Below are 25,611 nucleotides of genomic sequence, written 5' to 3'. Positions count from 1 at the left end.
ACAAAAGCTACGCAAACGAATCCTTGACGGCGCAAAACGAGTCGCCTTTTATAGGCCATGTGCTCCTGTTGAGAGCGCGACCGGAAAGTTCTGAGCCCGGTCTTTTTCCCGGATTATGTGAGTTTTTTCCCGCATTTCCGCCTGTTTACGAGGCCGGCGGAAGCGTTGGAATTGGGGCGGCTTGGGGGACGATAGGGAGAATTGTCGGACTGGAATAAATTGTCTGTTAATACTATATTTAGTGTTTGCAGCTAGGTTCGACGCTAGATAGTGTGAATTTCCCTCGGTTGAGGGAATCGAAAAAAATCAGTTTTGAGGGACCCGTGGGGTTCGTCGGCGAGTTGGACAGGCGCTTCGCAAGGAGTTTGACCAGCAGGGCGGACGAAGGCTGCGAAATGGAGAGCCGGCCGTTTTCGAACGCCGGCGGACGGCGGACATGCGCGTTTCGCATTGGGGGCAGAAATCCCCGGGGAAAAGCGCTATATATAGACAAAAGGGACAGGACCAATGCGCATCGAGCGGCGTTTCACCAAGCAAGGGCAATCGGCTTACGCGGAGATCGAATTCCGCAAGGCGCTTTCGGAGATCAAGAATCCGGATGGCTCGGTGGTGTTCCGCCTCGACAATATCGACGTGCCGGCGCAGTTCTCCCAGGTCGCCGCCGACATCCTGGCGCAGAAGTATTTCCGCAAGGCCGGCGTCCCCGCGCGCCTGAAGAAGGTCGAGGAGAACGACGTCCCCTCCTTCCTGTGGCGCTCCGTCGCCGACGAGGCGGAACTCGCCAAGCTGCCGGAAGCCGAGCGCTACGGTTCCGAGATCGACGCCCGCCAGGTCTTCGACCGGCTGGCCGGCACCTGGACCTATTGGGGCTGGAAGGGCGGCTACTTCAAGGCGTCGGAGGAAGACGCGCGCGCCTTCCGCGACGAGCTTGCCTACATGCTGGCCACGCAGCGCGTCGCGCCGAACTCGCCGCAATGGTTCAACACCGGCCTGCACTGGGCCTACGGCATCGACGGCCCGAGCCAGGGCCACTTCTATGTCGACCCGTTCACCGGCAAGCTGACCAAGTCGAAATCCTCCTACGAGCACCCGCAGCCGCATGCCTGCTTCATCCAGGGCGTGCAGGACGACCTCGTCAACGAGGGCGGCATCATGGACCTTTGGGTGCGTGAAGCGCGCCTGTTCAAATACGGCTCGGGCACCGGCTCCAACTTCTCGCTGCTGCGCGGCGAAGGCGAAAAGCTGTCCGGCGGCGGCCGCTCGTCCGGCCTGATGAGCTTCCTCAAGATCGGCGACCGCGCCGCGGGCGCCATCAAGTCGGGCGGCACGACGCGCCGCGCCGCCAAGATGGTCATCGTCGATGCCGACCATCCCGATATCGAGGAATTCATCGACTGGAAGGTCAATGAAGAGCAGAAGGTCGCTTCGCTGGTGACCGGCTCCAAGATCGTCAAGAAGCATCTCGAAGCGATCATGAAGGCCTGCGTCAATTGCGAAGGCAATGGCGACGACTGCTTCGACCCGTCGATCAACACCGCGCTGAAGCGCGAGATCAAGCTGGCCAAGAAGGACGCGGTGCCGGAGAACTACATCTACCGCGTCATCCAGTTTGCCAAGCAGGGCTACACCTCGATGTCGTTCAAGACCTACGACACCGACTGGGATTCGGACGCCTACCTCACGGTTTCGGGCCAGAACTCCAACAATTCGGTGTCGCTGAAGGACAATTTCCTGCGCGCCGTCGAGGATGACGCCGACTGGCACCTCACCGCCCGCAAGGACGGCAAGGTCTTGAAGACGCTGAAGGCGCGCGATCTCTGGGAAAAGATCGGCTACGCCGCCTGGGCGTCGGCCGATCCGGGCCTGCATTTCAACACGACGATGAACGACTGGCACACCTGCGCTTCCGCCGGTGCGATCCGGGCGTCCAACCCGTGCTCGGAATACATGTTCCTCGACGACACCGCCTGCAACCTCGCCTCGATCAACCTCTTGCCCTACCGCAACGCGGACGGCACCATCGACATATCGGCCTACGAGCACACCGTGCGGCTGTGGACCATCGTGCTCGAGATCTCGGTGATGATGGCGCAGTTCCCGTCGAAGGAGATCGCCAAGCTCTCCTACGAATACCGCACGCTCGGCCTCGGCTATGCCAATATTGGCGGCCTGCTGATGACGTCGGGCATTCCCTACGATTCCGACGAGGGCCGCGCCATCTGCGCCGCACTCACCGCGATCATGACCGGCACCGCCTATGCCACCTCCGCCGAGATGGCTTCCGAACTCGGCGCCTTCGCCGATTACGACCGCAACGCGCAGAACATGCTGCGCGTCATGCGCAACCATCGCCGCGCCGCCTATGGCGACAAGGACGGCTACGAGAAGCTGGCCGTCAACCCGGTGCCGCTGGTCGCTTCCGACCTCAAGCAGCAGGCGCTTGCCGAGCATGCGAAAGCCGCCTGGGACCGCGCCATCGAGCTCGGCGAGGAACATGGCTACCGCAATGCGCAGGCGACCGTGATCGCGCCGACCGGCACGATCGGCCTGGTCATGGATTGCGACACCACCGGCATCGAGCCCGACTTCGCGCTGGTGAAGTTCAAGAAGCTGGCCGGCGGCGGCTACTTCAAGATCATCAACCGCGCCGTGCCGGAAGCGCTGCGCACGCTCGGCTATTCGGAAGCCCAGATCGCCGAGATGGAGGCCTATGCGGTCGGCCACGGCAATCTCAACCAGGCACCCGGCGTCAATCCCGGCTCGCTCAAGGCCAAGGGCTTCACCGACGACAAGATCGCGGCGCTCAACGCGGCGCTGAAGTCGGCCTTCGACATCAAGTTCGTCTTCAACCAGTGGACGCTCGGCGCCGACTGGGTGAAGGAGACATTCGGATTCACCGACGAGCAGCTCAACGACTTCTCGTTCGAGATGCTGCCGGCGCTCGGCTTCGCCAAGAAGGATATCGAGGCCGCCAACATCCATGTCTGCGGTGCCATGACGCTGGAAGGCGCGCCCTTCCTCAAGGCCGAACACCTTGCCGTGTTCGACTGCGCCAGCCCGTGCGGCAAGATCGGCAAGCGTTCACTGTCGATCAACAGCCACATCCAGATGATGGCGGCGGCGCAGCCCTTCATCTCGGGTGCCATCTCCAAGACCATCAACATGCCGAACGATGCGACGGTGGAAGACGCCAAGGGCGCCTACATGCTGTCGTGGAAGCTGGCGCTGAAGGCCAACGCGCTCTACCGCGACGGCTCGAAGCTGTCGCAGCCGCTGAATTCCTCGCTGCTCGCCGATGGCGAGGACGAGGAGGACGAAGCCGTCGAGCAGCTGATCGCCGCGCCCGCCGCGCAGCGTGCGGTGCAGATCACCGAACGGATCGTCGAGCGCATCATCGAGCGCGTGTCGCGCGAGCAGGAAAAGCTGCCCGGCCGCCGCAAGGGCTACACGCAGAAGGCAAAGATCGGTGGCAACACCATCTTCCTGCGCACCGGCGAATATGATGATGGCCGCCTCGGCGAGATCTTCATCGACATGAACAAGGAAGGCGCGACCCTGCGTGGCCTTCTCAACAACTTCGCCATCGCCATCTCGCTCGGCCTGCAATATGGCGTGCCGCTCGACGAATATGTGCACGCCTTCACCTTCACCAAGTTCGAGCCGGCCGGCATGGTGCAGGGCAACGACGCCATCAAGAGCGCGACGTCGATCCTCGACTACGTGTTCCGCGAGCTTGCCATCTCCTATCTCGGCCGCAACGACCTCGCCCATGTCGACCAGTCGGATTTCTCCAACACCGCGCTTGGCCGCAACATCAGCGAAGGCAAGACCGACGCCGTCTCCAAGGGCCTGACCCGTGGTTCGCCGGTGAAGCTGGTGTCGCGGGTGAGCGGCAGCGAGCCGAAGGGATTTGCCGGTTCGGCACCCTCCGGCGCCCCTGCCCGCTCGGCACCGACCGCCTTCTCCGGCTCCAACGTGCTGGCGCTGAAACCGGCCAGCGACGAGGCGGTCGCCTACAAGCGCGACTATGAGGAGCGGGCGAAGGAACTGGCGGAGGAGATCGCCTTCGAGGGAGCGGCGGGTGCTGCTTCCGAGGCTTCGGACGCCACGGCGGCGCTGTTCACCGACGCCGCAGCTGTTGAGGCGGCCGAAGCGAAGAAACTCGCCGCCGACCGCCGCGCCAGGTCGCTGCTGCAGGGCTATACCGGCAATTCCTGCTCCGAGTGCCAGAATTTTACGATGGTGCGGAATGGGACCTGCGAGAAGTGCGATACGTGCGGTGCCACGAGCGGGTGCAGCTGAGAAAATTTTGATTTATTTAAGAGGGGCTCGCATCGAATGATGCGAGCCTTTTTAATGGTGAAATAATGGAGCAAAAGCGCTATCAGATATTCTTGAGTTCAACTTTTTCTGACTTAGAAGTTGAGCGACGCAAGGTCATGCAAACCCTCCTAGAGTTGAATTGCATTCCATCCGGTATGGAATTTTTCCCTGCGTCCGACGAAGAGACTTTCGAATTTATTAAAACCGTCATTGATATTTGCGACTACTACTTGCTGATCGTGTCTGGAAGATACGGCTCAGTCGCATCGGACGGAGTCTCCTATACAGAAAAAGAATACGACTACGCGACAGCAATTGGCAAACCTGTGCTCGGGTTTGTGCGAAAAGATCTTACGCAAATTACAGTTGCTCAAACGGATCGTGATCCAATGCTGGCTGAGAAGCTTGAAGCATTTCGAAGCAAGGTCGGCCGAGGGCGCTTGGTTCGGATGTGGGACAATGGTGACCAACTAGCTGGTCAGGTGGCCACAACGCTAACGAGCGCTATCAATCGTTACCCCGCTATAGGTTGGATACGAGGTGATCGAACAGCTAATATAGATGCGCTCAATGAGCTCAACCATGTCCGCAAAGAAAATGAAGAATTGCGATCAAAAATCGCTGCAATTCGCCCGCCTATTGAAATAGAGAATTTAGCAAATCTAGCAGGCCGTTGAAAAAGGCGCTCGCCACTGGGCCGCAGCGGTGATTCACTGGTTCCGAAGGGATTCGGAGGTGACGAGTGCGCGGCGGCGACGATCGAACTGGCGAACTGTTCAGCTACGTTGACCTCGAGGCGCGGGTGCGGCGCAATCATCCGTTGCGAGCGATCCGGTTAATCGTGAGCGAGGCGCTGTCGGCGCTGGAGCGGGACTTCGCGGCGCTGTATTCGCCGATCGGACGGCCATCGATCCCGCCGGAGAAGCTGCTGCGGGCGATGCTGTTGCAGGCGTTCTATTCGATCCGCTCGGAGCGGCTGTTGATGGAGCGGCTGGAATACGACCTTCTGTTCCGCTGGTTCGTCGGGATTGGCGTTGACGATGCGGCCTGGGATCATTCTGTGTTCTCCAAGAACCGCGACCGGTTGCTGGAGGGCGACATCGCGGCGAAGTTCCTGGCGGCCGTGCTGGCGCAGCCCAAGGCAGCTAAGTCGGGTGATTGTCACAGCACGCAGCAGGACTACGATTCTGCTCCATCCGAGCCGGTGCTTGTCCAGCGCCTAGTTTATCCCGCCGGCAACACACGCAGCGTCTGCTCGTCAAACAACGGTTCATCCTGCCCGACACGGACGAACAGTAGTTTGCGAGCCTCGCCCGCCGGCACCTCGAAATACTGGATGCCGTCAGGCATTTCGCCCCAGTCGCCGCAGGGCGGTTTGGGCACCTCGTTGGGGTCGGCAGGCGCTTTCAGTTCTTTCGCATAGGCGGCGTCGGGGCTGAAAGTGTAGCGTTTGACGCTGGCGGGCACTGCGCCCTCCGCGTAGGGCGCCAACACGCATCGGGCGCTGACGGCCTTGTCGGTCTTTTCCAGGAACAGCCGCTGCAATGCAGCCTCGGCGGTCTCGCCGGGCTGGATGTCGAACAGTTCGACCAGAGGGTCGGCCGCGCCGCCATCGCTGTATTTGATGGCGAGCGCGTTGCCGGCGAACTCGAAATGGATCTGGCGGAAGCCGAAGTCGCAGCGCTGCACCCAGGCGGCAAGACCGATCGTCTTGTCGGCGAGCCTTTCCCAGGCGCATTTGTCGACCGGCGGGCGCGACGGCGCCGGCTCGTCCGCACGTGCCACGGCGGATATCGTCAGGTATGCCAACAGGGCGCTGATCCAGACGATCGATCTCATGGCGCTATTCATCGCTGCATCCTGTCAAGGTGAAGGCATCCCACGCCCAGCCCTCTGGATTGGCTTTGGCGAAATCGGGCCCTTCGGTGAAAGTCGCGCCGAAATCGGGCAGCAGCAACCCTTTCGGCGCCGGTGTCGCTTCGCGGGAATTCAACTGCTCGGCGCCGCCGCCGGTCAAGGCATAGACCTGCCCATCCCATATCCTGCACAGTCCGCTGCCGTCCTCCAGCCCCGCTTCGCGATCCTCGTCGGTGCAGGCGTGGCGGATGGTGCCGAGCGGAAACGAATTCTTGCCGTTGGTCCAGGTGATGTCGGCCGGCAGACGAATATCGGTATGCGGCACGGTCAGCGAAAACACCTCGGCCGTCAGCGCCGCCGGTTCGTTGTCGATCGGCCGGAACTGCATCACCGCGCCCGAACGGGGCTCGCGGTAGGTGGCGTGGCTCAGCAGACATTCCCCGGCGCCCGCTGCCTGCATCGGGCCCAGCAGCCCCAGGAAAACGAAGGCCAGTTTGCGGGTGATCATCAAATGTCTCTGGGAAAGCGTTGCCCGGCCGCGCGCCGGCCCGCACAGTCGCATCATCCGCGCAAAAGCCTAAGCGAAATCCCGAACGGCTGCATTTATCCGCTCCCTGTCGGTACCTAATGCCTGTTCTGCCCCGCCTGCCCGCGCAGATGCTCCTTGGTTTCAGCATCAAGCGCCCGCCAGTCGCAACCGCGAATTGCCGCCTCCATCGCATAGAGCGCGAGGATCGTCACATGCCGACCGAACCGGAACCTCAATCGGTGGTAAGCTCCAATCGCGCCGAAACTGCGCAAATCCTCTTCACTGAAAATATCAATTTCCGCCAGCATCCGCGCCATGGCTGGTCCGAGGTTTCTCATGTCTTCGATGCGAGTGCTCATCGCAGGGTCTTGGCGCGTTCAAAGCGCATGAGATAGCCCTTATGGAATTGCCGCCTCGCAACTTCAACAACCTATATGGTCGAGCGCACCAATCGAAGGAGATAGTCTGGTGATGCGGCGTTTGGCAATGACGATTGCAATATCCGCATGCGCGGTTGGCCCCGCGCTCGCGGCGCCGCCCTATGTCGGGACGTGGTCCAGGGACAGGCTGAACTGCAGCGCGGCCGCGGATGTCCAGCGCCAGACTGTCTTCACCGTGGATCAGTCGGCCCTGTCGCTTCCCCAATTCGGCTGCGAGCACGCGACATTTCACAAATCCGCCACCGGCTGGGTGGTGCATGCGAGCCAGTGCTACGGCGCGGACCCGTCGCTCGCGGAGCCGTTTTCCCGCGTCGTCCATATGGTCAGGCACGGCGTCAGGGTGCGGTTCACCTGGCCTGGTTTCGACAGCGGGCCTCTCGCCCGCTGCTGAAGGAAGCCGGCCTCAGACCAGCCCGACCAGCAAGGCAGCGCCGCCGAGAAAGCCGACGGAACAGACCCACAGCACCCAGAGCCCGCGCACCCGGCATTCGAGCACCGCCGAGGCGGGGTTGACGGGATCATAGTGCACGTCGACCTTGCCGCCCTCGATATAGCGCGCCGCCTGGCCGCCGACGAGGCCAGGCAGCGAAGCCGTCATGGTGGCGCCGAAGGCGACGCGATCGGCGCTGTAGCGCTGGCCGGCGACGCCATAGCTGTAGACGACGCGGGACTTGAAAACAGTGCGCCAGGGCCGATAACCCTCGAACCGGTCGCGGGTCTTGATTGCCTGCAGGCCGGACGCGTCGATGCGGCCGGCGGCGACCGGCCATTTCGCCGCCTGCTCGGCCATCGCTTTCTGGACGAAGCCCATGCGCAGCACAAACAGGCCCATGAAAAGCAGCAACGCCGCCGCGCCGAGGTTTTGCGGCTTTGGCAAATGCGGGCCGATTGCCTCCAGCACGCCGCCGACAGAGAACACCAGCACCAGCGCGCCGATCACCAGCCCAGCCGAAAGCTGGACCATGAACTTGAAGGCGCCGTCAGGCATGGTGCGCTCGATCACGGCCTTGGCCGGATCGGACGGGTTATAGAAGACAGTCACCTTGGCGCCGCGTGGAAACCGCGCCAGGGTCTCGGTGATTTCGAAATTCCCGAGGTTCTCCTGCACGCTGTAGTGCGAACTCTGGAATATCTTGCCGCCCACCTTGTATTCGTAGGTGATCGCCGGAAAATTCCTGATCTCGGTGGCATCGCTGCTCTCCGAGCCGGAGCCCGAGCTTTTGACCTCACGCGCCTCGACCCGCGAGGAGATGATCTTTCCCGGCGCCGGCAACCAGCGGCTGACCGCCTTCACCTCTCGCCATTTCAGGAAAGTGACGATCGACAGCCCGCCGGCGACCGCGCAGGCAAAGCCGACGAGCAGAATCTTGAGCTCCACCCTGATCCCCCCGGATTGCAGGAACCGGCACTACATCACCGCAGTAGCAATGTCTCGCTTATTCGCAAAGTCGGGAGGTGATCGGCCGGGTAAGCATCAATAGCCGCCCGTCACTCATCGATCGCCATCACGCGAACGTAGCCTTCCAGCTGAAGCGCTCGATCCCGGATGGCATTCGTCGCGTCGGTAGCCTGAATGGGCACGTACATCGCGCCGGCACATCATGCCGGCGAGCATCCAGCTGTCGATCGGACATCCGGCCGGGCAGCGAAAACAGCAACCGTCCGCGCCGCGTCATGACGGCCTTATAGCCAGGAATGTGTTCCATTCTTCGTTGTTGCGGCCAACGTTGAAATCGTCCCTGAGAAGGACCAGCCCGGCGGCTTCGAGACGGGCCGCGAAGTCGTCCCTGCGCCAGTAGACCGTATGATATTTGCCGCCCGTCTCGCCATCGCCATTGCGCATCGATACGAGAAAGGCGCCGCCTGGCCGCAGCGACCGGGCTATCCTGGCAAGCACTTGGTCGGTCTGGTCGCGCGGCACATGGATCAGGACGGCCAGGGCCAGGACTGCGTCATAGGGGCCGCCGAGATCATCGGTGAGCAGATCAAGAAGCTCACCGTGCTTGCCGCGCGCGGCCTGCAGTTCGAGAAACCGTTTTGTCGCGTCGGTGCGCCGAACCATGACGCCCAAGCCTTCCAGAAAGTCCGCATCGTAGCCTGCTCCGGACCCGACTTCCAGAATCCGGCCTGCTGTGCCGGCAATCGCCACAAGGCGCTTCAGCGATGCCTGCTCTCTGTCGTTGGGAACATGCCGCACGATAGCATCGTAGCGTTCCGCATAGTCCTCATAGGCACTGATCGTTTGACGGCTCTTTGCCAGAGCTTGCGACAACTCATCCATCTTTCCCTCCCTCCGCGTCCATGTGGGTCAAAAGCGTCTTCAGCGACTGCTGCCGGGAGGTACGTGCCCGTCGAGCACGCCAATGTCGCGCAAGAAATGATCCGACAGCGAACGCTGGTCGAGCAGGCCGCGCCTGCGGGGTTTGAACGGCGCCGTGAAGAGGTCGAGCACCGGGCGGCGAAGCGTGTTGTACAGGTTGGTGGCCATTGCCGTGTCCTTTCGGGTTCGAGTTGATGACAGACTATGCCTGCTTGCGGCCTTGGCTTCCAATCGAACCTCGCGTAGCATGCATCAGGAGGATTGATGCGTCATGAGTTGGGAGCTACCGCCACTAGGAGCCATCCGGGTCTTTGAAGCCGCCGCGCGACTGGGCAGTTTCACCAAGGCGGCCGAAGAGCTCGGCATGACCCAGTCGGCGGCCAGCTATCAGATCAAGGTGCTGGAAGAGCGCGCCGGAACGCCGCTTTTCATAAGAAAAACAAGGCAAATCGCCTTGACCGAGGCCGGGCAGCAGTTGGCGCCGCACGCGACCGGGGCGTTCTCGACCCTGGCGGATGCCTGGGTCGCCACGAAGGGTGGAGCGAGCGGCGTGCTTTCGCTGACGACCATGGCGACATTTGCATCGAACTGGCTGGCCGTGTGGCTTGGAACATTCCAGCTGATGCATCCCGATCTCGCCGTGAAGGTTGATACATCGTCCCGGCTGGTCGATTTCGGGCGCGAAGGCATGGATATCGGCATTCGGACCGGCACCGGCAAATGGCCCGACCTGACGGCCCACTATCTGTTCAAGGCGGACTACACGCCGATGCTCAGCCCAAAACTGGCCGAGAGCGTCGGCGGCATCCGCCACCCCGAAGACCTCTACAAGGTACCGCTATGCGGCCTTGACGATCCCTGGTGGAAAATCTGGTTCGAGGCAGCAGGCGTGACCTTCGATCCCGCTCGTGTCATCCCCGGTCCGGCGCTCGGCGGGCAGGCTTATGATGCCATGGCAGCACTGACCGATCAGGGCGCTGCCATCCTCACCCAAAATCTCTACAGCGCGCTTTTGGCGAAGGGACAGCTGATAAAACCTTTCGACATCGTCGGGTCCGACGGCGACGGCTACTGGCTGGTGCACCTGGAAAGCCGCCGCAACGTACCGAAGATCAAGGTGTTCCGGGACTGGGTGCTTGCCCAGACCGCCGAGATTCGGGCGCAAGAAGAGCGCCAGGCATAGGCTTACGAGGTTCACTCGCGACAGAGGACCAGCAGAGGTCGATGCGTTTCATCAGTCGGCGCTGGAGGGCGGCGCCGAAGACAATGGCGCACCCGGCCCGCGTCCCGACTATGCGGAGAATTACCACGCCTGCTTCGTGCTGGACCCCGATGGCTACAACATCGAGGCAATGATCAACGTGCCCTCGGCTTCATCCCAGCGCAGCAGCCCCGATAAAGAGCCGAGGATGAGGGGCGATGTGCACCTCGCCTCGGCCACAGTCACCTCGTGTCGCGCACGGCCCTCCTGCAAGTTGATCCAGGTCAACGCGCATCCAGCGTTCGTCCTGTCTCCTCGACAATCATCGGAGGGAGAACAATATGTCGACTTACAGCCTGATGGTTACCACCATGGTCCTGCTCTATTTCGGGACATTTTCCGGTGTCATGGCCTATGCCACCATCGACGAGTCGCGCCGCCGGCAAGCAAGATAGGATCCGGCCGTGGCTCTGGCAGCTGCCAACCAGTGGATTGCGCTGTTTCAGTCGGCGTCGGCGACGGTCGTTTGTCCTCCGGCGAAAGCGCGCCACTGCCGTTCATCGCCGTGGAAGACGTTCAGGTCGATGCGGCCGGTGACGCCATGCGACAGGCCGGAGCCGGAATACTGCCAGAACAGCCAGTTGCGGCCGGGATAGACCTTTGACGGATGCGCCGCCACCGCGCGCAGCCAGAACGGGTAGTCGAGGAATTCGCCCCTGAGATTGTCGCGATAGAAATCGGGCGAGGTGTAGATGATGGGACGCTGGCCGTAGTGGCGCTCCAGCTTGTCCATGAACACCTGAATCTTTTCCAGCACCTTTTCGCGCGACGGCCGCCGTTTGCAGCTGGATTCGCCGTTCCACTCGACGTCGATCACCGGCGGCAGCGCACCATCCATCTTCGGCACGTTGCGGATGAACCAGTCGGCCTGCTCGCCCGCCGTGCGGCACCAGTAGAAGAAGTGATAGGCGCCGCGCTTCAGGCCGGCGGCGTCGGCGTTGCGCCAGTTCTTCATGAACATCGGATCGAGATGGTCGCCGCCATCGGTCGCCTTGATGTAGGCGAAGTTGGCGCCCTGCGAGCGCAGCTTTTCCCAGTTGACGTTGCCTTGCCAGCGCGACACGTCGACGCCATGAACGGCAAGGTGCCGGGGCGAAGCCTTGCCGAAATTGATCGGTTTGGCGTCGCGAAAGCCGTAGCGGGTGAGCGGCCCGGCAAGCATCGGCGGCGCGGCGCGGCTCAACAGCCTTGGCTTCGATACCAGCGCCGCCGGCTCGACCGGCAGCCCGCCGACATCCGGCACTTCAGGCGCCGGAAACGCCACCGTCTCTTCCTCCGCTAGGCCGAAAGGCCGGGCATTGTCGTCCACCGGCGCCTTTTCAGCCCTCGGTGCCCTGTTGGCCATCGCCGCCGGGACTGCCGTCACAGGTGCCGGCGGGCGCACCACGGAACTGGTGGTCTCGCTCGACGGTTTCTGCAAATCCAGCGCATCGATGCCGGCCGTCGACGTGCAACCGGCAAGGCAAAGCGATGCGATCAAGAAACTGATGACGCCCGGTATCCGCATCTGGACCTGTACTCAAAACACAACAGACCGAGGGCAAAACGGCAGCCGACGGACAAACCAGATCGAGTTATGAACGAGAAATTACCAATAAAGTTTGAATCAAGTTTTTTCGTGCATGCCGGGCGGCGAAATCCGGCCTTCGGCACCAACGACCGAGCCAGCCTTGACAGCGCCACGATGTCCCTGTTGAGACGATACGCACCTCCCCGCGCTTGCCGCCAGCACAATCCCGGCAAAGGCATCCGATGATTGCATTGCAGCGACTGCTCCCGGTCCCCTGCTCTCCATCCCCTGCAGGGAGCCTGCCCTGCAGCGGCAGCTGAGTAGCGTTTTTATCACGGAGCCGGCGTGCAATCCTTCATCGATCAATGTGTTTCTTTCATCGAGACGCACCAGGCCTGGGCCGGTGTCATCGTCGGGCTGCTGGCTTTCGGTGAATCGCTTATCCTGATCGGCATCCTTTTGCCTGGCACCGCCGTGCTGGTGATCGTCGGCGGCCTGGTTGGCGCAGGCATCGTCCAGCCGCTGCCCGTTTTGCTCGCCGCGATGATCGGGGCGGCGCTTGGCGACACCGTCTCCTTTTTTCTCGGCAGATGGCTGGGACGCGGTGTCGTCCATAAATGGCCTCTCAACCGCTACCGCCGCGAGATCGCCAGGGCACGCCTGTTCTTCCGGCGCTATGGCTTCGCCGCGATCTTCGCCGGGCGCTTCTTCGGTCCGGTGCGCGCCACCGTGCCGCTGGTCGCGGGCATGATGGGCATGAACCGGCGCCTGTTCCAGATCGCCAATATCGTGTCGGCGATCATCTGGGCGCCGGTCGTGCTGTCGCCCGGATGGCTGGTGGCCAAGGGTGCCGGCAGTTTCGCGGAGCTCGGTGCGACCAGCCTGTTCGGCATGGCGGCGATCGCAGCCGTGACGGTGATCATCGTCGCCGTGGCCGTCATCAAGCTCCGCGGCAGGCGCGACGCACGACACTAGCCCTTCCTGAAGACACCGATCATCGGCCCCAGGTTCCAGTAGTCGTCGTTGCGGCCGATCGCCGGCGCAAGCAGGCTCGATATCGAGCCGTCGAGGAACAGCGCGTTGTCGCAGCCGAGCGCATCGCGGAACAGGCGGGCGAACGCATGGAAGGTCACCGTGCCGTTGGAAATCGCGAAGACGGCGACACCGTCCTTGCGCACCCCAACACCGTTGCGGGTCTTACGCGAGGTGCTGTCGGCCAGGAACTTTGGATGCAGCCGGCCATCGATCACCAGCATCGGCCCGGATTGCGTCGCGTAGTCGACAGGCGGCCGCGCTCTCAGGAAATCCCTGGTGGAACGGACCCCGGCCTTGCCGCCGCCCACGTAGAAAATGCCGTTCGGCTGCATGGAAAAATTGCCGCTTCCCGAACCGACCTTCGCGGATGTGACTTCCTGACCATGCTCGACATAGAGACCAACCGGATCGAGGTTCGGGTGATACATGCCGGCATTGATGCCGAACAACATCGTGCGCCCTACCGCCTGTTGCGAGGCATGGAGATTGTGCAGCGACTGAAAGGGCTTGCCCGCCGAATCCTTCCAGAACAGTTCGATCGCATAGCGTTTTGGGTCGACCTCGCAAACAAGATAGCTGGTCGCCTCAAAGGCCAAGTCCCGACATGGCGGCAGCGAGGTGACCCATTGGCCAAATCCCATGCTGAGTGCCGCCACCGACGGCAGCGCGCCCTTGGCCAGCGCCAGCAGCACCGGAACCGATTGGAGGAGGGTCACAAAATCCATGCGCGTACCGGAATCGAACTTCAGGATCCGGTACGGTATAGCCCGTTTCAAGCGATACTGTGGAAGCCCTTAGGCAAGCCATCCCATGGCGACGCTCAACAGCAGGACGACACCGAGCACACCGCGATAGATGGCGAACGGCCAGGCAGAGAAGCGCTCCAGCACGCGCATCAGGCCCCATATGGCGAAGAAGGCGGAAACCGAGGCGACGACCAATCCCACCGCCAGCACCGACCAGCCGTGGGCGTCGAGATGGACCTTGTGCAGTTCCCACAGCTCCTTGAGACCCGCGAGGGCAATGGCGGGCAACCCGAGCAGGAACGAGAACCGCGCCGCCTCGGCCCGCTTGAAGCCGAGCCCCAGTGCTGCCGTCAGGGTCGAGCCCGAGCGCGACACGCCGGGAATCAGCGCACCAATCTGGGCGACGCCGACAAGCAGCGCATCGGTCAGCGACGCTTCGCCGATGGTACGCTGGTGGCGGGCGAAAATCTCGGCCAGCGCCAGCAGGATCGCCATCGCGATGCAGGCCCAGCCGATGACCGTCAGGCTGCGCAGCGGCGAATTGCAGGCGTTGAGGACGCCCGACAGCGCCACCCCGGCGACGACTATCGGGATGGTCGCCAGCACGATCCACAGCGCCAGCCTGAAATGCTGGTTGGCGAAATCGCGCCGCGTCAGAGCGTTAAGCGAACCAAACAGGATATCCCTGACATCGCTCCAGAAATAGCTGACCACCGCGGCAAGGGCCGCAAGCTGCATGGCGGCGGAAAAGGCGGAACCCGGATCCTGCCAGCCGAGCACGGCCGGCACGATGCGCATATGGGCGGTAGACGAAATCGGCAGCAATTCGGTGATGCCTTGCACCACGCCGAGTAACGCCACCTTGGCGAATCCCAAACCGACGAAGCCGGTGTCCACGCCTTGAGTACACATTCCGGCCATGTCGAATTCCATGCGAGAGATCGAACTTGCGCAGGACCAACCGGTGCCGGTCAGCCCCGCGGGAGCCTTACCCTCATGCAGCGGAGAATCAATTTACGGATTTGTAAGCTTGGCGCCGCCGCGCGAAAATACGCGTCATTCCACAGCGAAGGCCCACGGGCCGGCCTGTGTTTTCATAGGGGACAATCGCAACGCGATTACGGGCACAGCCAGAGTTTCTGGCAGGTCCTGGCGATCACATGCGCCGGCGGCACAACAGGCTCATCGACGGACGGCCGGCGAACCCGTTCGAGCAGCAAGCGCACCTGTTCCGGGCGCACACGGTCGCGCTCCATCACAAGCAGGACCATCGGATCGCTCAAAAGCTCGTCCAGGGTGCTGATGCTATCGTTCATCCGTCGTCTCCTCGAATAGCGGGCCCGCACCTGCTAAATAGGGAGACAATGATGGCCCGCCAATGACGCTTTGCCGGCTATCTCGTGTCTCTTTGGATCAAATTTTGTCCAGACTTGTGCGCTCCCTTCTCACCTCGCGAGAGAACGAAAAAACCTAGTTCGGCGGCGGTGCGCCGTCATATTGCGGCAGGCCGTCGTCAAGCATCACCCAGGGCTGCTTCGAGGCCGTGAAAATATGCATTTGCGGCTTGAAGACCGTGGGATCATCGAGCGAACCGGTGGTGATGCCGATGATGCCGGCGGAATCGCGCCGGGAAAACATGGTCGTGCCGCAGCTTGGACAAAAGCCCCGCTTGAGATCCGGCGACGTGTTCACCGTCGCCAGCGGCCCCTCGATCGTCACATCGTCGATGCGAAACAGCACGCGCGCGTTGAAGGCGGCGCCGATCGCCTTCTGGCACAGCCGGCAGTGGCAGATGCGTTCGTTGATGGGGTCGGCGTCCGCGCGATAGCGCACCGCCTTGCACAGGCATCCGCCCTCATATCTTGCCATCGCCCGGATCCATTGGTGGAGTGAATGAGCGGCAAGGTAGCGGCGGGGCCGATTGGGTCAATTGAAAAGCTTTGATACAACGTCATCGATTATCGTGATGCGAGGGGACCTGAAGCCATGACGCAAGACATCGAAACCTTGGGCATCGAAGCCCTGTTCGGTCCGCCCTCGCCCGCCCGCGACCACACCGACGCCAGGATCATGGCCGCCGCCGCTGGCATCGGCTTCATGGCGATCCGGAACTTTCCCGGCGATGACTGGCTGACGCCGGACAAACGAGCACACTTGCTGCGCATCTTCGCGCTTCCCGACGCAGAGAAGCAGAAATTGCTGCGTTGGAATTTCGACCACACGAAGAAGAACGTCTATCGCGGCTGGTTCCCGCTGCAGCCGACGGCCGTTTCCTACAAGGAGGGCATCGACATGGGGCCGGATCTTGCCCATGCGGTTGATATCTTGGCGTCCGACGATCCGCTCCGCGAGCCGACGCCATTGCCGGCCGAAGAGGCCCTGCCCGGCTGGCGCACGGCGGCGGCCAATTACTATCGCGCGATGGAAGCGGTCGGCAACGCGCTGATGCGTTCGATCGCCCGCGGGCTTGGCCTGCCGGAAACGATCTTCGATGGCTATTTCGAGAACGGCATCTCGACGCTGCGCCTGATCCGCTATCCCCTGCGTGACGCCAATGCGGGCGTCGATACCAGCGGGCCAGAATTCTCGATCGTCCACAAGGGCGAGACGCGCACCATCATCGGCCGCGAGCATGCCGATTCCGGCTTCGTCACGTTGCTGGCGCAGGACGGCGTCGAGGGTTTGCAGGCAAAGAACCTGGCCGGCGAATGGATCGACGTGCCGCCGGCCGACGGCACGCTGGCGGTGAATTTCGGCCAGTTGCTGGAGCGCTGGACCGGCGGGCGTGTCCGGGCGACGCGGCACCGGGTGATTGCGCCGAAGACAGCGCGGTTCTCGATCCCGTTCTTCTACGAACCGCGCGTCGACGCCGAGATCGCGCCGTTGCCGCTGAGCGATACGGAGCCCTTCGAGCCGTTCCTCTATGGCGACTATCTCTGGGACTCGGCGACGAACTTCGTCGAGATGAGTGGCATCAAGCATCTCAGGCAACCGCGCCGCGCCAAGGCTTCCTGACCCGGGCGCGGTCGTCCTCGGGGCAGTCCTGTATCAAAGCGCTCTGGCGAGCTCTTCCAGCTGGTCGGTGCACTGACCCCAGCCCACGTGGAAACCCATCTTCTCGTGCTGTTCGCGGTCGGCCACGCTCCAATGCCGAACGCGGGCGATGTAGCGGGTCCTGCCCTCGCCTTCATCCTCGAAGGTCAGCACGCCGGTCATGAACGGCTTTTCCGATGGTTCCCAGGCCTGGGTGTAGGCATCGGTGAACACGATCTTCTTGCCGGGAATGACTTCCAGGAAGACGCCGGGATTGGGAAACTCATTGCCATCGGGACCAGCCATGATGACAAGGCTCGAGCCGCCGGTGCGCACATCCATTTCGGCGCGCGGCGTCGTCCACGGTTTCGGCGCGAACCACTACGTCAAGAGCTTGGTGTCGGTCCAGCAGCGATAGACGTTCTCGCGCGGCACATCGATGATGCGGGCGAGAACCAGTTCGCGGTCATTGGCAGGGGCGATGTCGAGCTTGGTGGTCATGACGGTATCCTCGTATCTGGTTGACCTGGTTTGCGCCCCAAGGACGAGCCGACAAAACGCGAACCGACACCGACGGCGAGCAAATTTCGCGACAACATCCATGCCGCGTCGATCTGGTGGGGAAAGAGGGAAGCGTCAGTGGCGCTTGGCTTGCACCAGGTAGGCGTCGATCTCGGTCTCGCCGAGCCACTTGGCCGCTTCCAGCCGATGCAGGCCTTCGACGAGGATATGGCGCTTGCCGTCATGGCGGACCTGGATCGGCGTCTTCATGCCATTCTCCAGTATATCCTCGGCCAGATGCCGAACCGTCTCCGGGTGCAGCGTCTTCTTGCGCGCTGTCGGCACGTAGATATCGTCTACCTTGACCTTCTGGACTCTGAGCATGCCTATCCCCGTGGCGGAAAACGCCGCCCCCTGAGATAGTCCGTTTGCTGGAGCCGGCCAAGGGCGCGGCTAGCGAATACCGGGCACACGTAGCCGGTTTGCCTGTTGTCGCGCATTTCGATATTGCGTGTCCGCAGTCGCTGACGGCACGATCCGGCATGGCCACGGAGCCCTATGAGCAAATCTCTCGTCACCTTCGTCGGCGTCGCTCATCCCTGGATGTGCGATGTGATGGGGCACATGAACGTGCGTTACTACGCGGCGATGTTCGACGATGCCAGCTTCCAGCTTCTCGGCCATATCGCCGGACAGGACGGCAACCAGCCATCGCAAACCGGATGGGCCGATGTGCGCACCGAGATCGACTACCGGCATGAAACGAAGGCCGGCTCGCTCATCACCATCCGTTCGCATGTCGTCAAGATCGGCCGCACGTCCGTCACCTTCGAACAGGTGATGACGGGGTCGCTCGACGGCATTGTTCATGCATCGAGCCGGACGACCTGCGTGCGCTTCGACCTTACGGCGCGTGCCTCGGTCGCGCTGGACGAGCCGATGCGGAAGCGCGCGGCCGCCTTCCTGATTGAACAGCCAGAAGTTTCGGCCGGTCAGCCGTTGTAGATGCGCTCCCCGAGCGGCGTCTCGGCGATCAGCGCCTGCAGTCCTGACAGCAGCGCCTTCTCGGCGCGATTCATCGCCTTGTCGGGATTGACCAGCAGGAAGATGTCGATGGCCGGTGGCGCGTCGTAGGGCGGCAGCCGCCACAGCGTCCCGTCGGCCACGTCGCGCCGCGCGACGTGCAACGGCAGCGGACCGATGCCGAGCCCGGCAACGATCATGCGCCGCACCTCCTCCAGGCTGGAGGACACGCCGACGACATCGGCGTTCAACCGGGCCTCGCTGCGCAGCAGCGCGACCGGCCGCAGCGCGTCCGAAATATGGTCGGTCTGGAACGATACGGAGGGCTCGCCCCGCAGGTCCGCCAGCGTCAGTCCGGTTTGCCCGTAGAGCCTGTGCTGGGGACCGCAGAAGAAGCCGAAGAACTCGCGATAGACCATCGCGTATTCCAGCGCCGGATCGCGCTGGCTGACCAGGCAGATGCCGAATGAGGCGCGGCGCTCCCTCACCTGCTTGGCCACTTCGGTGCTTGCCGCGACCGAGATGGTGATGCTGGCGCGCGGGTAGTTGCGGTGAAACTCCGAAAGCGCCTGGTCGAACAGCGGCGAAACGACATGGCTGGCGGTGGCGATCATAACGTGGCCGGTGACGTCGTCGCTGATGCCCCGCATCAGCAGCGGCAGCTGCGATATGGTGCCGAACACCTCGACGCTCTGCTCATAGAGAAGCCGCCCGACCTCGGTGAGTTCGAAGCGTGTCGCATCGCGCTCGACCAGCCGCCGGCCAACCCGGTCTTCCAGCCGCCGTAACGCATTGCTGACGCTTGGCTGCTTGAGGTTCAGCCGCTCGGCGGCGCGCGTGATGCTCTTCACCTCGGCGATGACAACGAATGTCCGCAGAAGGTTCCAGTCGAGATCCCAGACCAGTCGTTCGGGGCGAGGCAAAGCCATTCCTGAAATCTATGCTCCCTATTCCCATTATCTATTTGCGCAATGCATGCGCAAAGGCAATCATTGAAGTCAGGAAAGCGTCCCCGCGCCTCCCAAGAACAAGACTTCGCGCTCCATCCAGAGGACAAGGACACCAGATGAACAGAGTATTTTCCGGCATCGCGGTTGCGGCACTGCTGCTTGCGTCGACCTTCACGACGGTATCGGCCAGGGCCGACGACCTCGAGAAGATCAAGGCGGCGGGCGAACTGAAGATTTCCATGAGCGGGCAGTATCCGCCGTTCAACTTCGTCAACGACCAGAATGAGGTCGTCGGCTTCGACGCGGATATCGGCAAGGCCATCGCCGAGCGCATCGGCGTCAAGGGCACCATCATCACCACGGCCTGGGACGGCATCATCGCCGGGTTGCTTGCCAACAAATACGACACCGTCGTCGGCTCGATGACGATTACGCCAGAGCGCGAGAAGGTGGTCGATTTCGTCGGCCCATACTACCATGCTGGCCGCGCCGTTTTCGTGAACGAGGATTCCAAGGTGCAGAGCCTCGACGATCTCAAGGGCAAGACCCTGGGCGTGACGCTGGGCGAGACGCATGAGAAATGGGCCCGCGAACAGGGTGGTTGGGACATCCGCACCTACAAGGGCCTGCCGGAACTTCTGCTCGAATTGAAGGCCGGTCGCGTCGACGCCATCGTCGTCGATAACATTCCGGTCATGGTCGCCGTCAAGGAGACAGGCGAGAAGGTCCGCAAGCTCGACACGCCGAACATCGAAGGCGGCAGCGTCGCCATCGGCATCGCCATCCGCAAGGACAATCCGCAGCTGAAGGCGGCCATGCAGAAGGCCCTGGACGACATGATGGCTGACGGCACCTACAAGAAGATCTCCACGCAGTGGGTCGGCAGCGACATCCGCTGACCCCTATGGGCTCCTGGCGGCCCCAAAGCCGCCGGGAGCACTCCTCTTGCTGGGCTATTCCATGGATTTCTCCTTGATGCAGCGCGTCTTCCCGTTCTTCGTGGAAGCCGCGCTGGTGACGATCGAGATCACAGTGCTGGCCCTGATCCTGGGCCTGGCGGCCGCGGCACTGGCCGCGGCCGCCAAGATGTCGAGGTCCGCGATCCCGCGGGCCATCGGCACCCTCTATGTCAGCCTGTTTCGCGGCACGCCCTGCCTGATCCAGCTCTTCGTGCTCTATTTCGGCGGCCCGCAAATCGGCATCAATCTGGATCCGTTCGCGGCAGGCGTCATCGGCCTCGGCCTCAACATCGGCGCCTATATGGCGGAATCGATCCGCGGCGCGCTGGTCGCGGTCGACAGAGGCCAGGCCGAAGCTGCGCGCACAATCGGCTTCAGCCGTTTCCAGACGTTGCGCAAGGTCGTGCTGCCGCAGGCCGCGCGGCTGATGATACGGCCGCTCGGCGTCAATACGGTCGCTCTGTTGAAGGGATCAGCACTGGTGTCGACAATTTCGGTCGTGGAACTCACCTACACGGCCCAACGCTTCATCGGCTCCACCTACAAGCCGTTCGAGATCTTCGGCGTTGCCGCCCTGCTCTATATGATCATGGTCTACGCCGTCGCCCGCATCGTCGATTTGCTCGACAAGCGCTTCGCAATCGTCTGATCGGAGAGCGCTATGCAAGGTCTCGATTTCACCATCGTCGCGCCCTACTGGGACCTCTTGTTGACTGGCGCCTGGTGGACCGCGCTGCTCACGGTGTCGGCAGGAGCGCTCAGCTTCGTCTTCGGTATTCTGTTCGCGGTCACAGTGCTCTACGCGCCGTTGATCGTCGCCTATCCCGTGCGTGTCTTCATGTGGGTTTTCATGGGCACGCCGCTGCTGCTGCAGCTCTTCCTGATCTATTTCGGCCTGGTGCAGATCGGCATCGACATTCCCGCCCTTGCCGCCGGCATCGTCGGGCTTGGCCTGCATTTTGCCGTCTACAATGCAGACGTCATCCGCGCCGGCATCGTCGCCGTCGATGTCGGCCAGACCGAAGGCGCACGCAGTATCGGCTTCGGCAAATGGCAGACGCTGCGCTACGTCGTGATCCCGCAGGCTATCCGCAACACGGCCCCGCCAATCGGGAGCAACCTGATCGCGCTGCTGAAAGAATCCTCCATCGTCTCGGTCATCGGCATCGCCGAGCTGGTTCATTCAGCCCAGCAGGCGATCAGCGAAACGTTCCGGCCGTTCGAATTCTACATCACGGCGGCGGCGCTCTACTATATTCTCAACCTCGTGCTCGAAGCAGGTCTGCGTCGGTTCGAACGGAACGTGGAGGTTTCCCGATGAGCTTGCGCCCGCCAATGGTCGAGGTTCGCGGCGCGCGCAAATCGTTCGGCGCAGTCGAAGTCCTCAAAGGCATCGACCTGTCGGTCGAGCGCGGGCAGATCGTGGCGATCATCGGGCCGAGCGGCTCCGGCAAGAGCACGCTATTGCGCTCCATCAACCATCTGGAATCGCTCAACGGCGGCGAAGTCTGGCTCGACGGTGTGCAGGTCAACCAGCCGCTGCATGGCCAGGCTTTCGAACGGCACATCAACAAGGTGCGCCAGCAGATGGGCATGGTGTTTCAGCACTTCAACCTGTTCCCGCATCTGACCGTGATCGAGAACATCACGATGGGGCCAGTGATCCTGAAAGGCATGCCGAAAGCCGAAGCCCGTGCGCTGGCGCTTGCTCTCTTGTCCAAGGTCGGGCTCGCCGACAAGATCGACGCCTATCCCTCGCGGCTTTCGGGCGGACAGAAGCAGCGTGTGGCGATTGCCCGCGCGCTGGCGATGCAGCCCAAGGTGATGCTGTTCGACGAAGCCACCTCGGCGCTCGATCCCGAACTCGTCGACGAAGTCAACGCGGTGATGAAACAGCTTGCCGCCGAACATATGACCATGCTCATCGTAACGCATGAGATGCGCTTTGCCGGCGAAGTGGCGGACAGAGTGCTGTTCATGGACGGCGGCGTGGTGGTGGAAGAGGGCCCGCCGGCCGATATCTTCCGCGCGCCGCAGAAAGAACGCACCCGCACCTTCCTCAAGAAATACCTTTCCGCCTGAGTACGATGATGACCAGATTGATCACGGAATTTCCCGATTTCGGACTGACGCCGGAACAGCGCCGGCATGCGGTACGCGGCCACTACTATGAATGGCCAGGCATGGATGGCGAGCGCGGCGAGATCTGGTGCTACAGCGACCGCTTTTCCTATCGGGCCAGCGAAACGGTCGTGCTGCATGTCAGTTCAACGGCACCGGCGTTCAGCATGACGATCACCCGGGACGGCGGCAGCGAAACCAGGGTGTTCGAGAAATCGGGCATCGCGGCGCGCTGGCAGGACACGCCCGACCAGTGCTCGGCCGAGGGTTGCGGCTGGGAAGCTTCGTTCGAATTTCCCGTCGGGAGCGATTGGCCGTCCGGCGCCTACCGGGTGACGCTGACCGCCGATGGCCGCGACGGCAAGCCGATCCAATGCCACCATATTTTCATCGTCGCTCCCCTGCCCGGCAAGAAACCCGGCCGTGTGCTGCAAGTGGCGGCGACAGGAACCTGGCTTGCCTACAATACCTGGGGCGGCTCCAACCACTACCAGGGCATTACCGGACCGGATCGCAACCTGTATTCGCCCATCGTGTCGACGCAACGCCCGTGGTGCCGTGGCTTCGTCGTGCTGCCAAAAGACGCACCGCGCGTGCCACTTGAAGTCGCCGTGCCGCCGAAGACGATACCGCGCTATCCGCATATGGAGTGGGCGCTCGCCACCGGTCATTCGAAGAAATACGCCTCGTCGGGCTGGGCCAGCTACGACAGCCACTTCTTCCGCTTCGCCGAGCGGGCCGGCTATGCCGTCGATCTCGCCAGCCAGCACGATCTGCATTTCTCGCCTGATATTCTCGACGGTTACGACTGCGCTGCCTTCGTCGGCCATGACGAATACTGGACCTGGGAGATGCGTGATGCCGTCGACCATTATGTCGAACGCGGCGGCCATGCGGCGCGCTTTGCCGGCAATTTCATGTGGCAGACGCGGCTGGAAGACGAGGGCCGCCGGCAGGTCTGCTTCAAATACCGCGCCCGCGCCGAGGACCCAGCCTATCGCAGCGGAGATGTCACCCGCGCCACCAACTCCTGGGAGGCGCCGGAAATCGGCCGTCCTGGTTCGGCGACCTTCGGGCTCAACGCGACGCGTGGCGTCTACACCGGCTGGGGCGGCTGTGCGCCGCGCGGCGTGCGCGGCTTTCCGGTCTACAGGCCGGAGCATTGGGCCTTCGCCGGCACCGGCATCTATTATGGCGACCTGCTCGGCTCCGACAGCCATGTCTATGGCTATGAGGTTGATGGGCTCGACTTCGAGATACGCGGCGGCCTGCCCTACCCCACCGCCACCAGCGGTGCTCCGGATGGCCTGCAGGTTCTTGCCGTCGGCATGGCCAGCCAGGTGGAGGAAAGCGCCGATATCCCGATCGAGGACCAGTTCCTCACCGACGAGGATGGCCGCTTCACCGCCGAAACGCTGTTCGGCGAGGCGAGCGACGCCAACCTGGAAAAAGTCAAACGCGGCAATGGCATGATCGTCAATTTCCCGCGCGGCAAGGGCGAGGTGTTCCATGCCGGAAGCTGCGAATGGGTGGCCGGCCTGCTAAGACAAGACCCGATGGTCGAACGCGTCACCCAGAATGTTCTCGATCGTTACCTCAGAAAGTCCTGACATGTCGAAAGCCCTTCCCCAGACAGCCGCTGCCAACACTGACGCCCGGCCACCTTCGCATCTGTTCTACCTGTCCAGCCTGCGCCGGCCGCTGATCGATCGCGCCGAAGGCATCTATATGTGGACGCAGGACGGCCGCCGCTTCATCGACGGCTCGAGCGGCCCGATGGTCGCCAATATCGGCCATTCCAACCGCAACGTGCTCGACGCGATGAAACGGCAGATGGATCGCGCCACCTTCGCCTATCGGCTGCATTTCGAGAACGAGCCGGCGGAGGACTTGGCGGGGCAACTGGCCAGCAAGCTGCCGGAAGGCATGGACCGCATCTTCTTCGTCTCGGGTGGCTCGGAAGCGACGGAGTCCTGCATCAAGCTGGCGCGGCAGTGGGCGGTCGCCACCGGCCAAGTAAGCCGCTGGAAAGTGATCGCGCGCTTTCCCTCCTATCACGGCGGCACCTTGGGTTCGCTCTCCATTACCGGCGACGATGCGCTGGCCGAGACCTTCACGCCGATGATGCGCGTTATGCCGACCGTGCCGGCGCCAACCGCATGGCGCGACCGCGACAATCTTTCGATGGAACAGCGCGGCATCCGCTATGCCGACATGCTGGAGGAGAAGATCCTGGCCGAGGGCCCAGACAGCGTGGTTGCCTTCATCATGGAACCGATCGGCGGTGCGGCCACCGCGGCGCTGGTGGCGCCGGACAGCTACTATCCGCGCATTCGTGAGATCTGCGACCGCTACGGCATCCTGCTGATCCACGACGAAGTGATGTGCGGCGCCGGCCGCACCGGAAAATTCCTCGGCGGCGACCACTGGAACTGCAAACCCGACATCGTCGCACTGTCGAAGGGGCTGGGCTCGGGCTACGCGCCGCTTGGCGCGCTCGCCGCACCGATGCGGCTGGTGCAACCGCTGCTTGCCTCGGGCGGATTCCAGCACGGCCACACCTATGCCGGCAATCCGTTGGCCTGCGCCGCCGGACTTGCCGTGCTGGGCGAAATGGATCGGCTGGACCTGATCGCCAATGCGGCCGCCATGGGCGACGTTTTGATGGACGGGCTAAAGGGGCTGGCGAAGCGGTTTCCGTTCATCGCCGACGTGCGCGGCAAGGGCCTGCTCACGGGCGCCGAGATGGTTGCCGATCCCGAGACTCTGAGACCGATCGACCAGAACAAGAAAGCCACGCAGCGGCTGCTCGACCTCGCTTATGAGCGCGGACTGATCATCTACGGCCGCAGGGTCAAGGGCGGCGTCGACGGCGACAATTTCATGGTCGCGCCGCCGATGATCGTCACCAGGGAGCAGGTTGGCGAGATCGTCTCCATTATCGGCGACTCGCTGGAAGTTCTGGCCGCCGAACTCGACCTGCCGGTCGCAGGCCAGGGGTAA

The 25,611-nt window shown here is 62.6% G+C and carries 26 protein-coding genes and 3 pseudogenes; 15 read left to right on the top strand and 14 right to left on the bottom strand.

Translation table 11 applies throughout. The annotated features are described in order from the left end of the window. Positions 1-507: 507 nt before the first annotated feature. The 3 genes and pseudogenes from BLS48_RS13750 to BLS48_RS13740 all read left to right on the top strand — a co-directional run. Positions 508-4,302, top strand: coding sequence for a vitamin B12-dependent ribonucleotide reductase (locus BLS48_RS13750; protein ID WP_091578359.1), 3,795 nt, complete (start codon positions 508-510; stop codon positions 4,300-4,302). A 65-nt stretch (positions 4,303-4,367) separates the two neighbouring features. Continuing rightward, positions 4,368-5,000 (top strand): DUF4062 domain-containing protein, encoded by a 633-nt coding sequence (locus BLS48_RS13745; RefSeq protein ID WP_091578357.1) that lies wholly within the window; start codon positions 4,368-4,370, stop codon positions 4,998-5,000. 65 nt (positions 5,001-5,065) lie between these two features. Beyond that, positions 5,066-5,473, top strand: a pseudogene (locus tag BLS48_RS13740) (transposase); the annotation flags it as partial. Between the two features lie 74 nt (positions 5,474-5,547). Here the strand turns inward: BLS48_RS13740 and BLS48_RS13735 are convergent. From BLS48_RS13735 to BLS48_RS13725, 3 genes are all read right to left on the bottom strand, one after another. Then, entirely contained in the window at positions 5,548-6,174 is a 627-nt protein-coding gene (locus BLS48_RS13735; protein ID WP_091578355.1) for a hypothetical protein, read from the bottom strand. Continuing rightward, a complete protein-coding gene (locus BLS48_RS13730) occupies positions 6,167-6,688 on the bottom strand; it encodes a hypothetical protein (protein WP_091578354.1) in 522 nt (173 codons plus the stop codon). The genes BLS48_RS13735 and BLS48_RS13730 overlap by 8 nt, the downstream gene beginning before the upstream one ends. Positions 6,689-6,804: 116 nt before the next feature. Beyond that, entirely contained in the window at positions 6,805-7,068 is a 264-nt protein-coding gene (locus tag BLS48_RS13725; protein ID WP_091578352.1) for a TfoX/Sxy family protein, read from the bottom strand. Positions 7,069-7,180: 112 nt separating this feature from the next. Here BLS48_RS13725 and BLS48_RS13720 point away from each other — a divergent pair, with 112 nt between their 5' ends. Then, complete coding sequence (locus tag BLS48_RS13720) at positions 7,181-7,540, top strand: hypothetical protein (RefSeq protein WP_091578351.1); 360 nt, start codon at positions 7,181-7,183, stop codon at positions 7,538-7,540. Between the two features lie 12 nt (positions 7,541-7,552). Here BLS48_RS13720 and BLS48_RS13715 read toward each other — a convergent pair whose 3' ends face one another. The 3 genes from BLS48_RS13715 to BLS48_RS35660 form a co-directional block, all read right to left on the bottom strand. Next, positions 7,553-8,527, bottom strand: a complete 975-nt coding sequence (locus tag BLS48_RS13715; RefSeq protein WP_244529587.1) for a DUF3592 domain-containing protein — start codon at positions 8,525-8,527, stop codon at positions 7,553-7,555. A gap of 294 nt (positions 8,528-8,821) precedes the next feature. After that, positions 8,822-9,430 (bottom strand): class I SAM-dependent DNA methyltransferase, encoded by a 609-nt coding sequence (locus tag BLS48_RS13710; RefSeq protein ID WP_091578349.1) that lies wholly within the window; start codon positions 9,428-9,430, stop codon positions 8,822-8,824. A gap of 39 nt (positions 9,431-9,469) precedes the next feature. Continuing rightward, positions 9,470-9,637: a hypothetical protein gene (locus BLS48_RS35660; RefSeq protein WP_167365076.1), complete on the bottom strand. Its 168-nt coding sequence runs from the start codon at positions 9,635-9,637 to the stop codon at positions 9,470-9,472. 103 nt (positions 9,638-9,740) lie between these two features. Between BLS48_RS35660 and BLS48_RS13705 the strand changes: the two genes are divergently transcribed. Then, a complete protein-coding gene (locus tag BLS48_RS13705; protein WP_091578348.1) occupies positions 9,741-10,652 on the top strand; it encodes a LysR substrate-binding domain-containing protein in 912 nt (303 codons plus the stop codon). Between the two features lie 16 nt (positions 10,653-10,668). Then, positions 10,669-10,839, top strand: a pseudogene (locus BLS48_RS36175) (VOC family protein); the annotation flags it as partial. A gap of 333 nt (positions 10,840-11,172) precedes the next feature. Here BLS48_RS36175 and BLS48_RS13695 read toward each other — a convergent pair. Beyond that, a complete protein-coding gene (locus BLS48_RS13695) occupies positions 11,173-12,237 on the bottom strand; it encodes a glycoside hydrolase family 25 protein (protein WP_091578346.1) in 1,065 nt (354 codons plus the stop codon). 348 nt (positions 12,238-12,585) lie between these two features. Between BLS48_RS13695 and BLS48_RS13690 the strand changes: the two genes are divergently transcribed. Continuing rightward, entirely contained in the window at positions 12,586-13,215 is a 630-nt protein-coding gene (locus BLS48_RS13690) for a DedA family protein (protein WP_091578345.1), read from the top strand. Here BLS48_RS13690 and BLS48_RS13685 read toward each other — a convergent pair. The 4 genes from BLS48_RS13685 to BLS48_RS13670 form a co-directional block, all read right to left on the bottom strand. Then, positions 13,212-14,000: a phosphodiester glycosidase family protein gene (locus tag BLS48_RS13685; protein WP_091578343.1), complete on the bottom strand. Its 789-nt coding sequence runs from the start codon at positions 13,998-14,000 to the stop codon at positions 13,212-13,214. The genes BLS48_RS13690 and BLS48_RS13685 overlap by 4 nt on opposite strands. A gap of 69 nt (positions 14,001-14,069) precedes the next feature. Further along, positions 14,070-14,942, bottom strand: a complete 873-nt coding sequence (gene uppP, locus BLS48_RS13680) for an undecaprenyl-diphosphatase UppP (protein ID WP_091578519.1) — start codon at positions 14,940-14,942, stop codon at positions 14,070-14,072. Between the two features lie 197 nt (positions 14,943-15,139). Further along, positions 15,140-15,337, bottom strand: a complete 198-nt coding sequence (locus BLS48_RS13675; RefSeq protein WP_091578341.1) for a hypothetical protein — start codon at positions 15,335-15,337, stop codon at positions 15,140-15,142. 154 nt (positions 15,338-15,491) lie between these two features. Continuing rightward, the gene (locus BLS48_RS13670) at positions 15,492-15,890 is read right to left on the bottom strand and encodes a GFA family protein (protein ID WP_091578339.1); all 399 of its coding nucleotides are present in this window, start codon (positions 15,888-15,890) and stop codon (positions 15,492-15,494) included. Between the two features lie 117 nt (positions 15,891-16,007). Between BLS48_RS13670 and BLS48_RS13665 the strand changes: the two genes are divergently transcribed. Next, complete coding sequence (locus BLS48_RS13665; protein WP_091578337.1) at positions 16,008-17,036, top strand: isopenicillin N synthase family dioxygenase; 1,029 nt, start codon at positions 16,008-16,010, stop codon at positions 17,034-17,036. Positions 17,037-17,069: 33 nt separating this feature from the next. Here BLS48_RS13665 and BLS48_RS13660 read toward each other — a convergent pair. Both BLS48_RS13660 and BLS48_RS13655 read right to left on the bottom strand, forming a co-directional pair. Next, positions 17,070-17,555 (bottom strand): annotated as a pseudogene (locus BLS48_RS13660) (SRPBCC family protein). A 135-nt stretch (positions 17,556-17,690) separates the two neighbouring features. Next, positions 17,691-17,939 (bottom strand): ParB N-terminal domain-containing protein, encoded by a 249-nt coding sequence (locus BLS48_RS13655; protein WP_008875526.1) that lies wholly within the window; start codon positions 17,937-17,939, stop codon positions 17,691-17,693. A gap of 174 nt (positions 17,940-18,113) precedes the next feature. Here BLS48_RS13655 and BLS48_RS13650 point away from each other — a divergent pair, with 174 nt between their 5' ends. Then, positions 18,114-18,560, top strand: coding sequence for an acyl-CoA thioesterase (locus tag BLS48_RS13650; RefSeq protein WP_091578335.1), 447 nt, complete (start codon positions 18,114-18,116; stop codon positions 18,558-18,560). On the opposite strand, the gene BLS48_RS13645 is transcribed toward BLS48_RS13650, so the two are convergent. Continuing rightward, positions 18,548-19,507 (bottom strand): LysR family transcriptional regulator, encoded by a 960-nt coding sequence (locus tag BLS48_RS13645; protein WP_091578333.1) that lies wholly within the window; start codon positions 19,505-19,507, stop codon positions 18,548-18,550. The two genes, BLS48_RS13650 and BLS48_RS13645, sit on opposite strands and share 13 nt — an antisense overlap. Before the next feature lie 137 nt (positions 19,508-19,644). On the opposite strand from BLS48_RS13645, the gene BLS48_RS13640 reads away from it, so the two are divergent. The 6 genes from BLS48_RS13640 to BLS48_RS13615 all read left to right on the top strand — a co-directional run bounded on the left by BLS48_RS13640 (position 19,645) and on the right by BLS48_RS13615 (position 25,611). Beyond that, positions 19,645-20,427: an ABC transporter substrate-binding protein gene (locus BLS48_RS13640; RefSeq protein ID WP_091578332.1), complete on the top strand. Its 783-nt coding sequence runs from the start codon at positions 19,645-19,647 to the stop codon at positions 20,425-20,427. Positions 20,428-20,488: 61 nt separating this feature from the next. After that, positions 20,489-21,136: an amino acid ABC transporter permease gene (locus BLS48_RS13635; RefSeq protein WP_091578330.1), complete on the top strand. Its 648-nt coding sequence runs from the start codon at positions 20,489-20,491 to the stop codon at positions 21,134-21,136. Positions 21,137-21,148: 12 nt separating this feature from the next. Beyond that, positions 21,149-21,808 carry an amino acid ABC transporter permease gene (locus BLS48_RS13630; protein ID WP_091578329.1) on the top strand — a complete coding sequence of 220 codons (660 nt, stop codon included), beginning with the start codon at positions 21,149-21,151 and terminating at the stop codon, positions 21,806-21,808. After that, positions 21,805-22,569, top strand: coding sequence for an amino acid ABC transporter ATP-binding protein (locus BLS48_RS13625; protein WP_091578327.1), 765 nt, complete (start codon positions 21,805-21,807; stop codon positions 22,567-22,569). The genes BLS48_RS13630 and BLS48_RS13625 overlap by 4 nt, the downstream gene beginning before the upstream one ends. Positions 22,570-22,577: 8 nt before the next feature. Continuing rightward, on the top strand, positions 22,578-24,218 hold the full coding sequence (locus BLS48_RS13620; protein WP_091578517.1) for a N,N-dimethylformamidase beta subunit family domain-containing protein: 1,641 nt from the start codon (positions 22,578-22,580) through the stop codon (positions 24,216-24,218). A gap of 1 nt (position 24,219) precedes the next feature. Beyond that, a complete protein-coding gene (locus tag BLS48_RS13615; RefSeq protein ID WP_091578326.1) occupies positions 24,220-25,611 on the top strand; it encodes an aminotransferase family protein in 1,392 nt (463 codons plus the stop codon).

Origin of the sequence: Mesorhizobium qingshengii (genome assembly GCF_900103325.1) — a bacterium.
Classification (GTDB): domain Bacteria; phylum Pseudomonadota; class Alphaproteobacteria; order Rhizobiales; family Rhizobiaceae; genus Mesorhizobium; species Mesorhizobium qingshengii.
Note: the sequence above shows the minus strand (reverse complement) of the source record. Positions and strands in the feature narration are given on the sequence as shown.

Bases quoted from the DNA above. Each gene is read 5' to 3' on its own strand.
- BLS48_RS13750 (WP_091578359.1), top strand. From the start codon at position 508: ATGCGCATCGAGCGGCGTTTCACCAAGCAAGGGCAATCGGCTTACGCG.
- BLS48_RS13745 (WP_091578357.1), top strand. From the start codon at position 4,368: ATGGAGCAAAAGCGCTATCAGATATTCTTGAGTTCAACTTTTTCTGAC.
- BLS48_RS13735 (WP_091578355.1), bottom strand. From the start codon at position 6,174: ATGAATAGCGCCATGAGATCGATCGTCTGGATCAGCGCCCTGTTGGCA.
- BLS48_RS13730 (WP_091578354.1), bottom strand. From the start codon at position 6,688: ATGATCACCCGCAAACTGGCCTTCGTTTTCCTGGGGCTGCTGGGCCCG.
- BLS48_RS13725 (WP_091578352.1), bottom strand. From the start codon at position 7,068: ATGAGCACTCGCATCGAAGACATGAGAAACCTCGGACCAGCCATGGCG.
- BLS48_RS13720 (WP_091578351.1), top strand. From the start codon at position 7,181: ATGCGGCGTTTGGCAATGACGATTGCAATATCCGCATGCGCGGTTGGC.
- BLS48_RS13710 (WP_091578349.1), bottom strand. From the start codon at position 9,430: ATGGATGAGTTGTCGCAAGCTCTGGCAAAGAGCCGTCAAACGATCAGT.
- BLS48_RS35660 (WP_167365076.1), bottom strand. From the start codon at position 9,637: ATGGCCACCAACCTGTACAACACGCTTCGCCGCCCGGTGCTCGACCTC.
- BLS48_RS13705 (WP_091578348.1), top strand. From the start codon at position 9,741: ATGAGTTGGGAGCTACCGCCACTAGGAGCCATCCGGGTCTTTGAAGCC.
- BLS48_RS13695 (WP_091578346.1), bottom strand. From the start codon at position 12,237: ATGCGGATACCGGGCGTCATCAGTTTCTTGATCGCATCGCTTTGCCTT.
- BLS48_RS13685 (WP_091578343.1), bottom strand. From the start codon at position 14,000: ATGGATTTTGTGACCCTCCTCCAATCGGTTCCGGTGCTGCTGGCGCTG.
- uppP (WP_091578519.1), bottom strand. From the start codon at position 14,942: ATGGCCGGAATGTGTACTCAAGGCGTGGACACCGGCTTCGTCGGTTTG.
- BLS48_RS13675 (WP_091578341.1), bottom strand. From the start codon at position 15,337: ATGAACGATAGCATCAGCACCCTGGACGAGCTTTTGAGCGATCCGATG.
- BLS48_RS13670 (WP_091578339.1), bottom strand. From the start codon at position 15,890: ATGGCAAGATATGAGGGCGGATGCCTGTGCAAGGCGGTGCGCTATCGC.
- BLS48_RS13665 (WP_091578337.1), top strand. From the start codon at position 16,008: ATGACGCAAGACATCGAAACCTTGGGCATCGAAGCCCTGTTCGGTCCG.
- BLS48_RS13655 (WP_008875526.1), bottom strand. From the start codon at position 17,939: ATGCTCAGAGTCCAGAAGGTCAAGGTAGACGATATCTACGTGCCGACA.
- BLS48_RS13650 (WP_091578335.1), top strand. From the start codon at position 18,114: ATGAGCAAATCTCTCGTCACCTTCGTCGGCGTCGCTCATCCCTGGATG.
- BLS48_RS13645 (WP_091578333.1), bottom strand. From the start codon at position 19,507: ATGGCTTTGCCTCGCCCCGAACGACTGGTCTGGGATCTCGACTGGAAC.
- BLS48_RS13640 (WP_091578332.1), top strand. From the start codon at position 19,645: ATGAACAGAGTATTTTCCGGCATCGCGGTTGCGGCACTGCTGCTTGCG.
- BLS48_RS13635 (WP_091578330.1), top strand. From the start codon at position 20,489: ATGGATTTCTCCTTGATGCAGCGCGTCTTCCCGTTCTTCGTGGAAGCC.
- BLS48_RS13630 (WP_091578329.1), top strand. From the start codon at position 21,149: ATGCAAGGTCTCGATTTCACCATCGTCGCGCCCTACTGGGACCTCTTG.
- BLS48_RS13625 (WP_091578327.1), top strand. From the start codon at position 21,805: ATGAGCTTGCGCCCGCCAATGGTCGAGGTTCGCGGCGCGCGCAAATCG.
- BLS48_RS13620 (WP_091578517.1), top strand. From the start codon at position 22,578: ATGACCAGATTGATCACGGAATTTCCCGATTTCGGACTGACGCCGGAA.
- BLS48_RS13615 (WP_091578326.1), top strand. From the start codon at position 24,220: ATGTCGAAAGCCCTTCCCCAGACAGCCGCTGCCAACACTGACGCCCGG.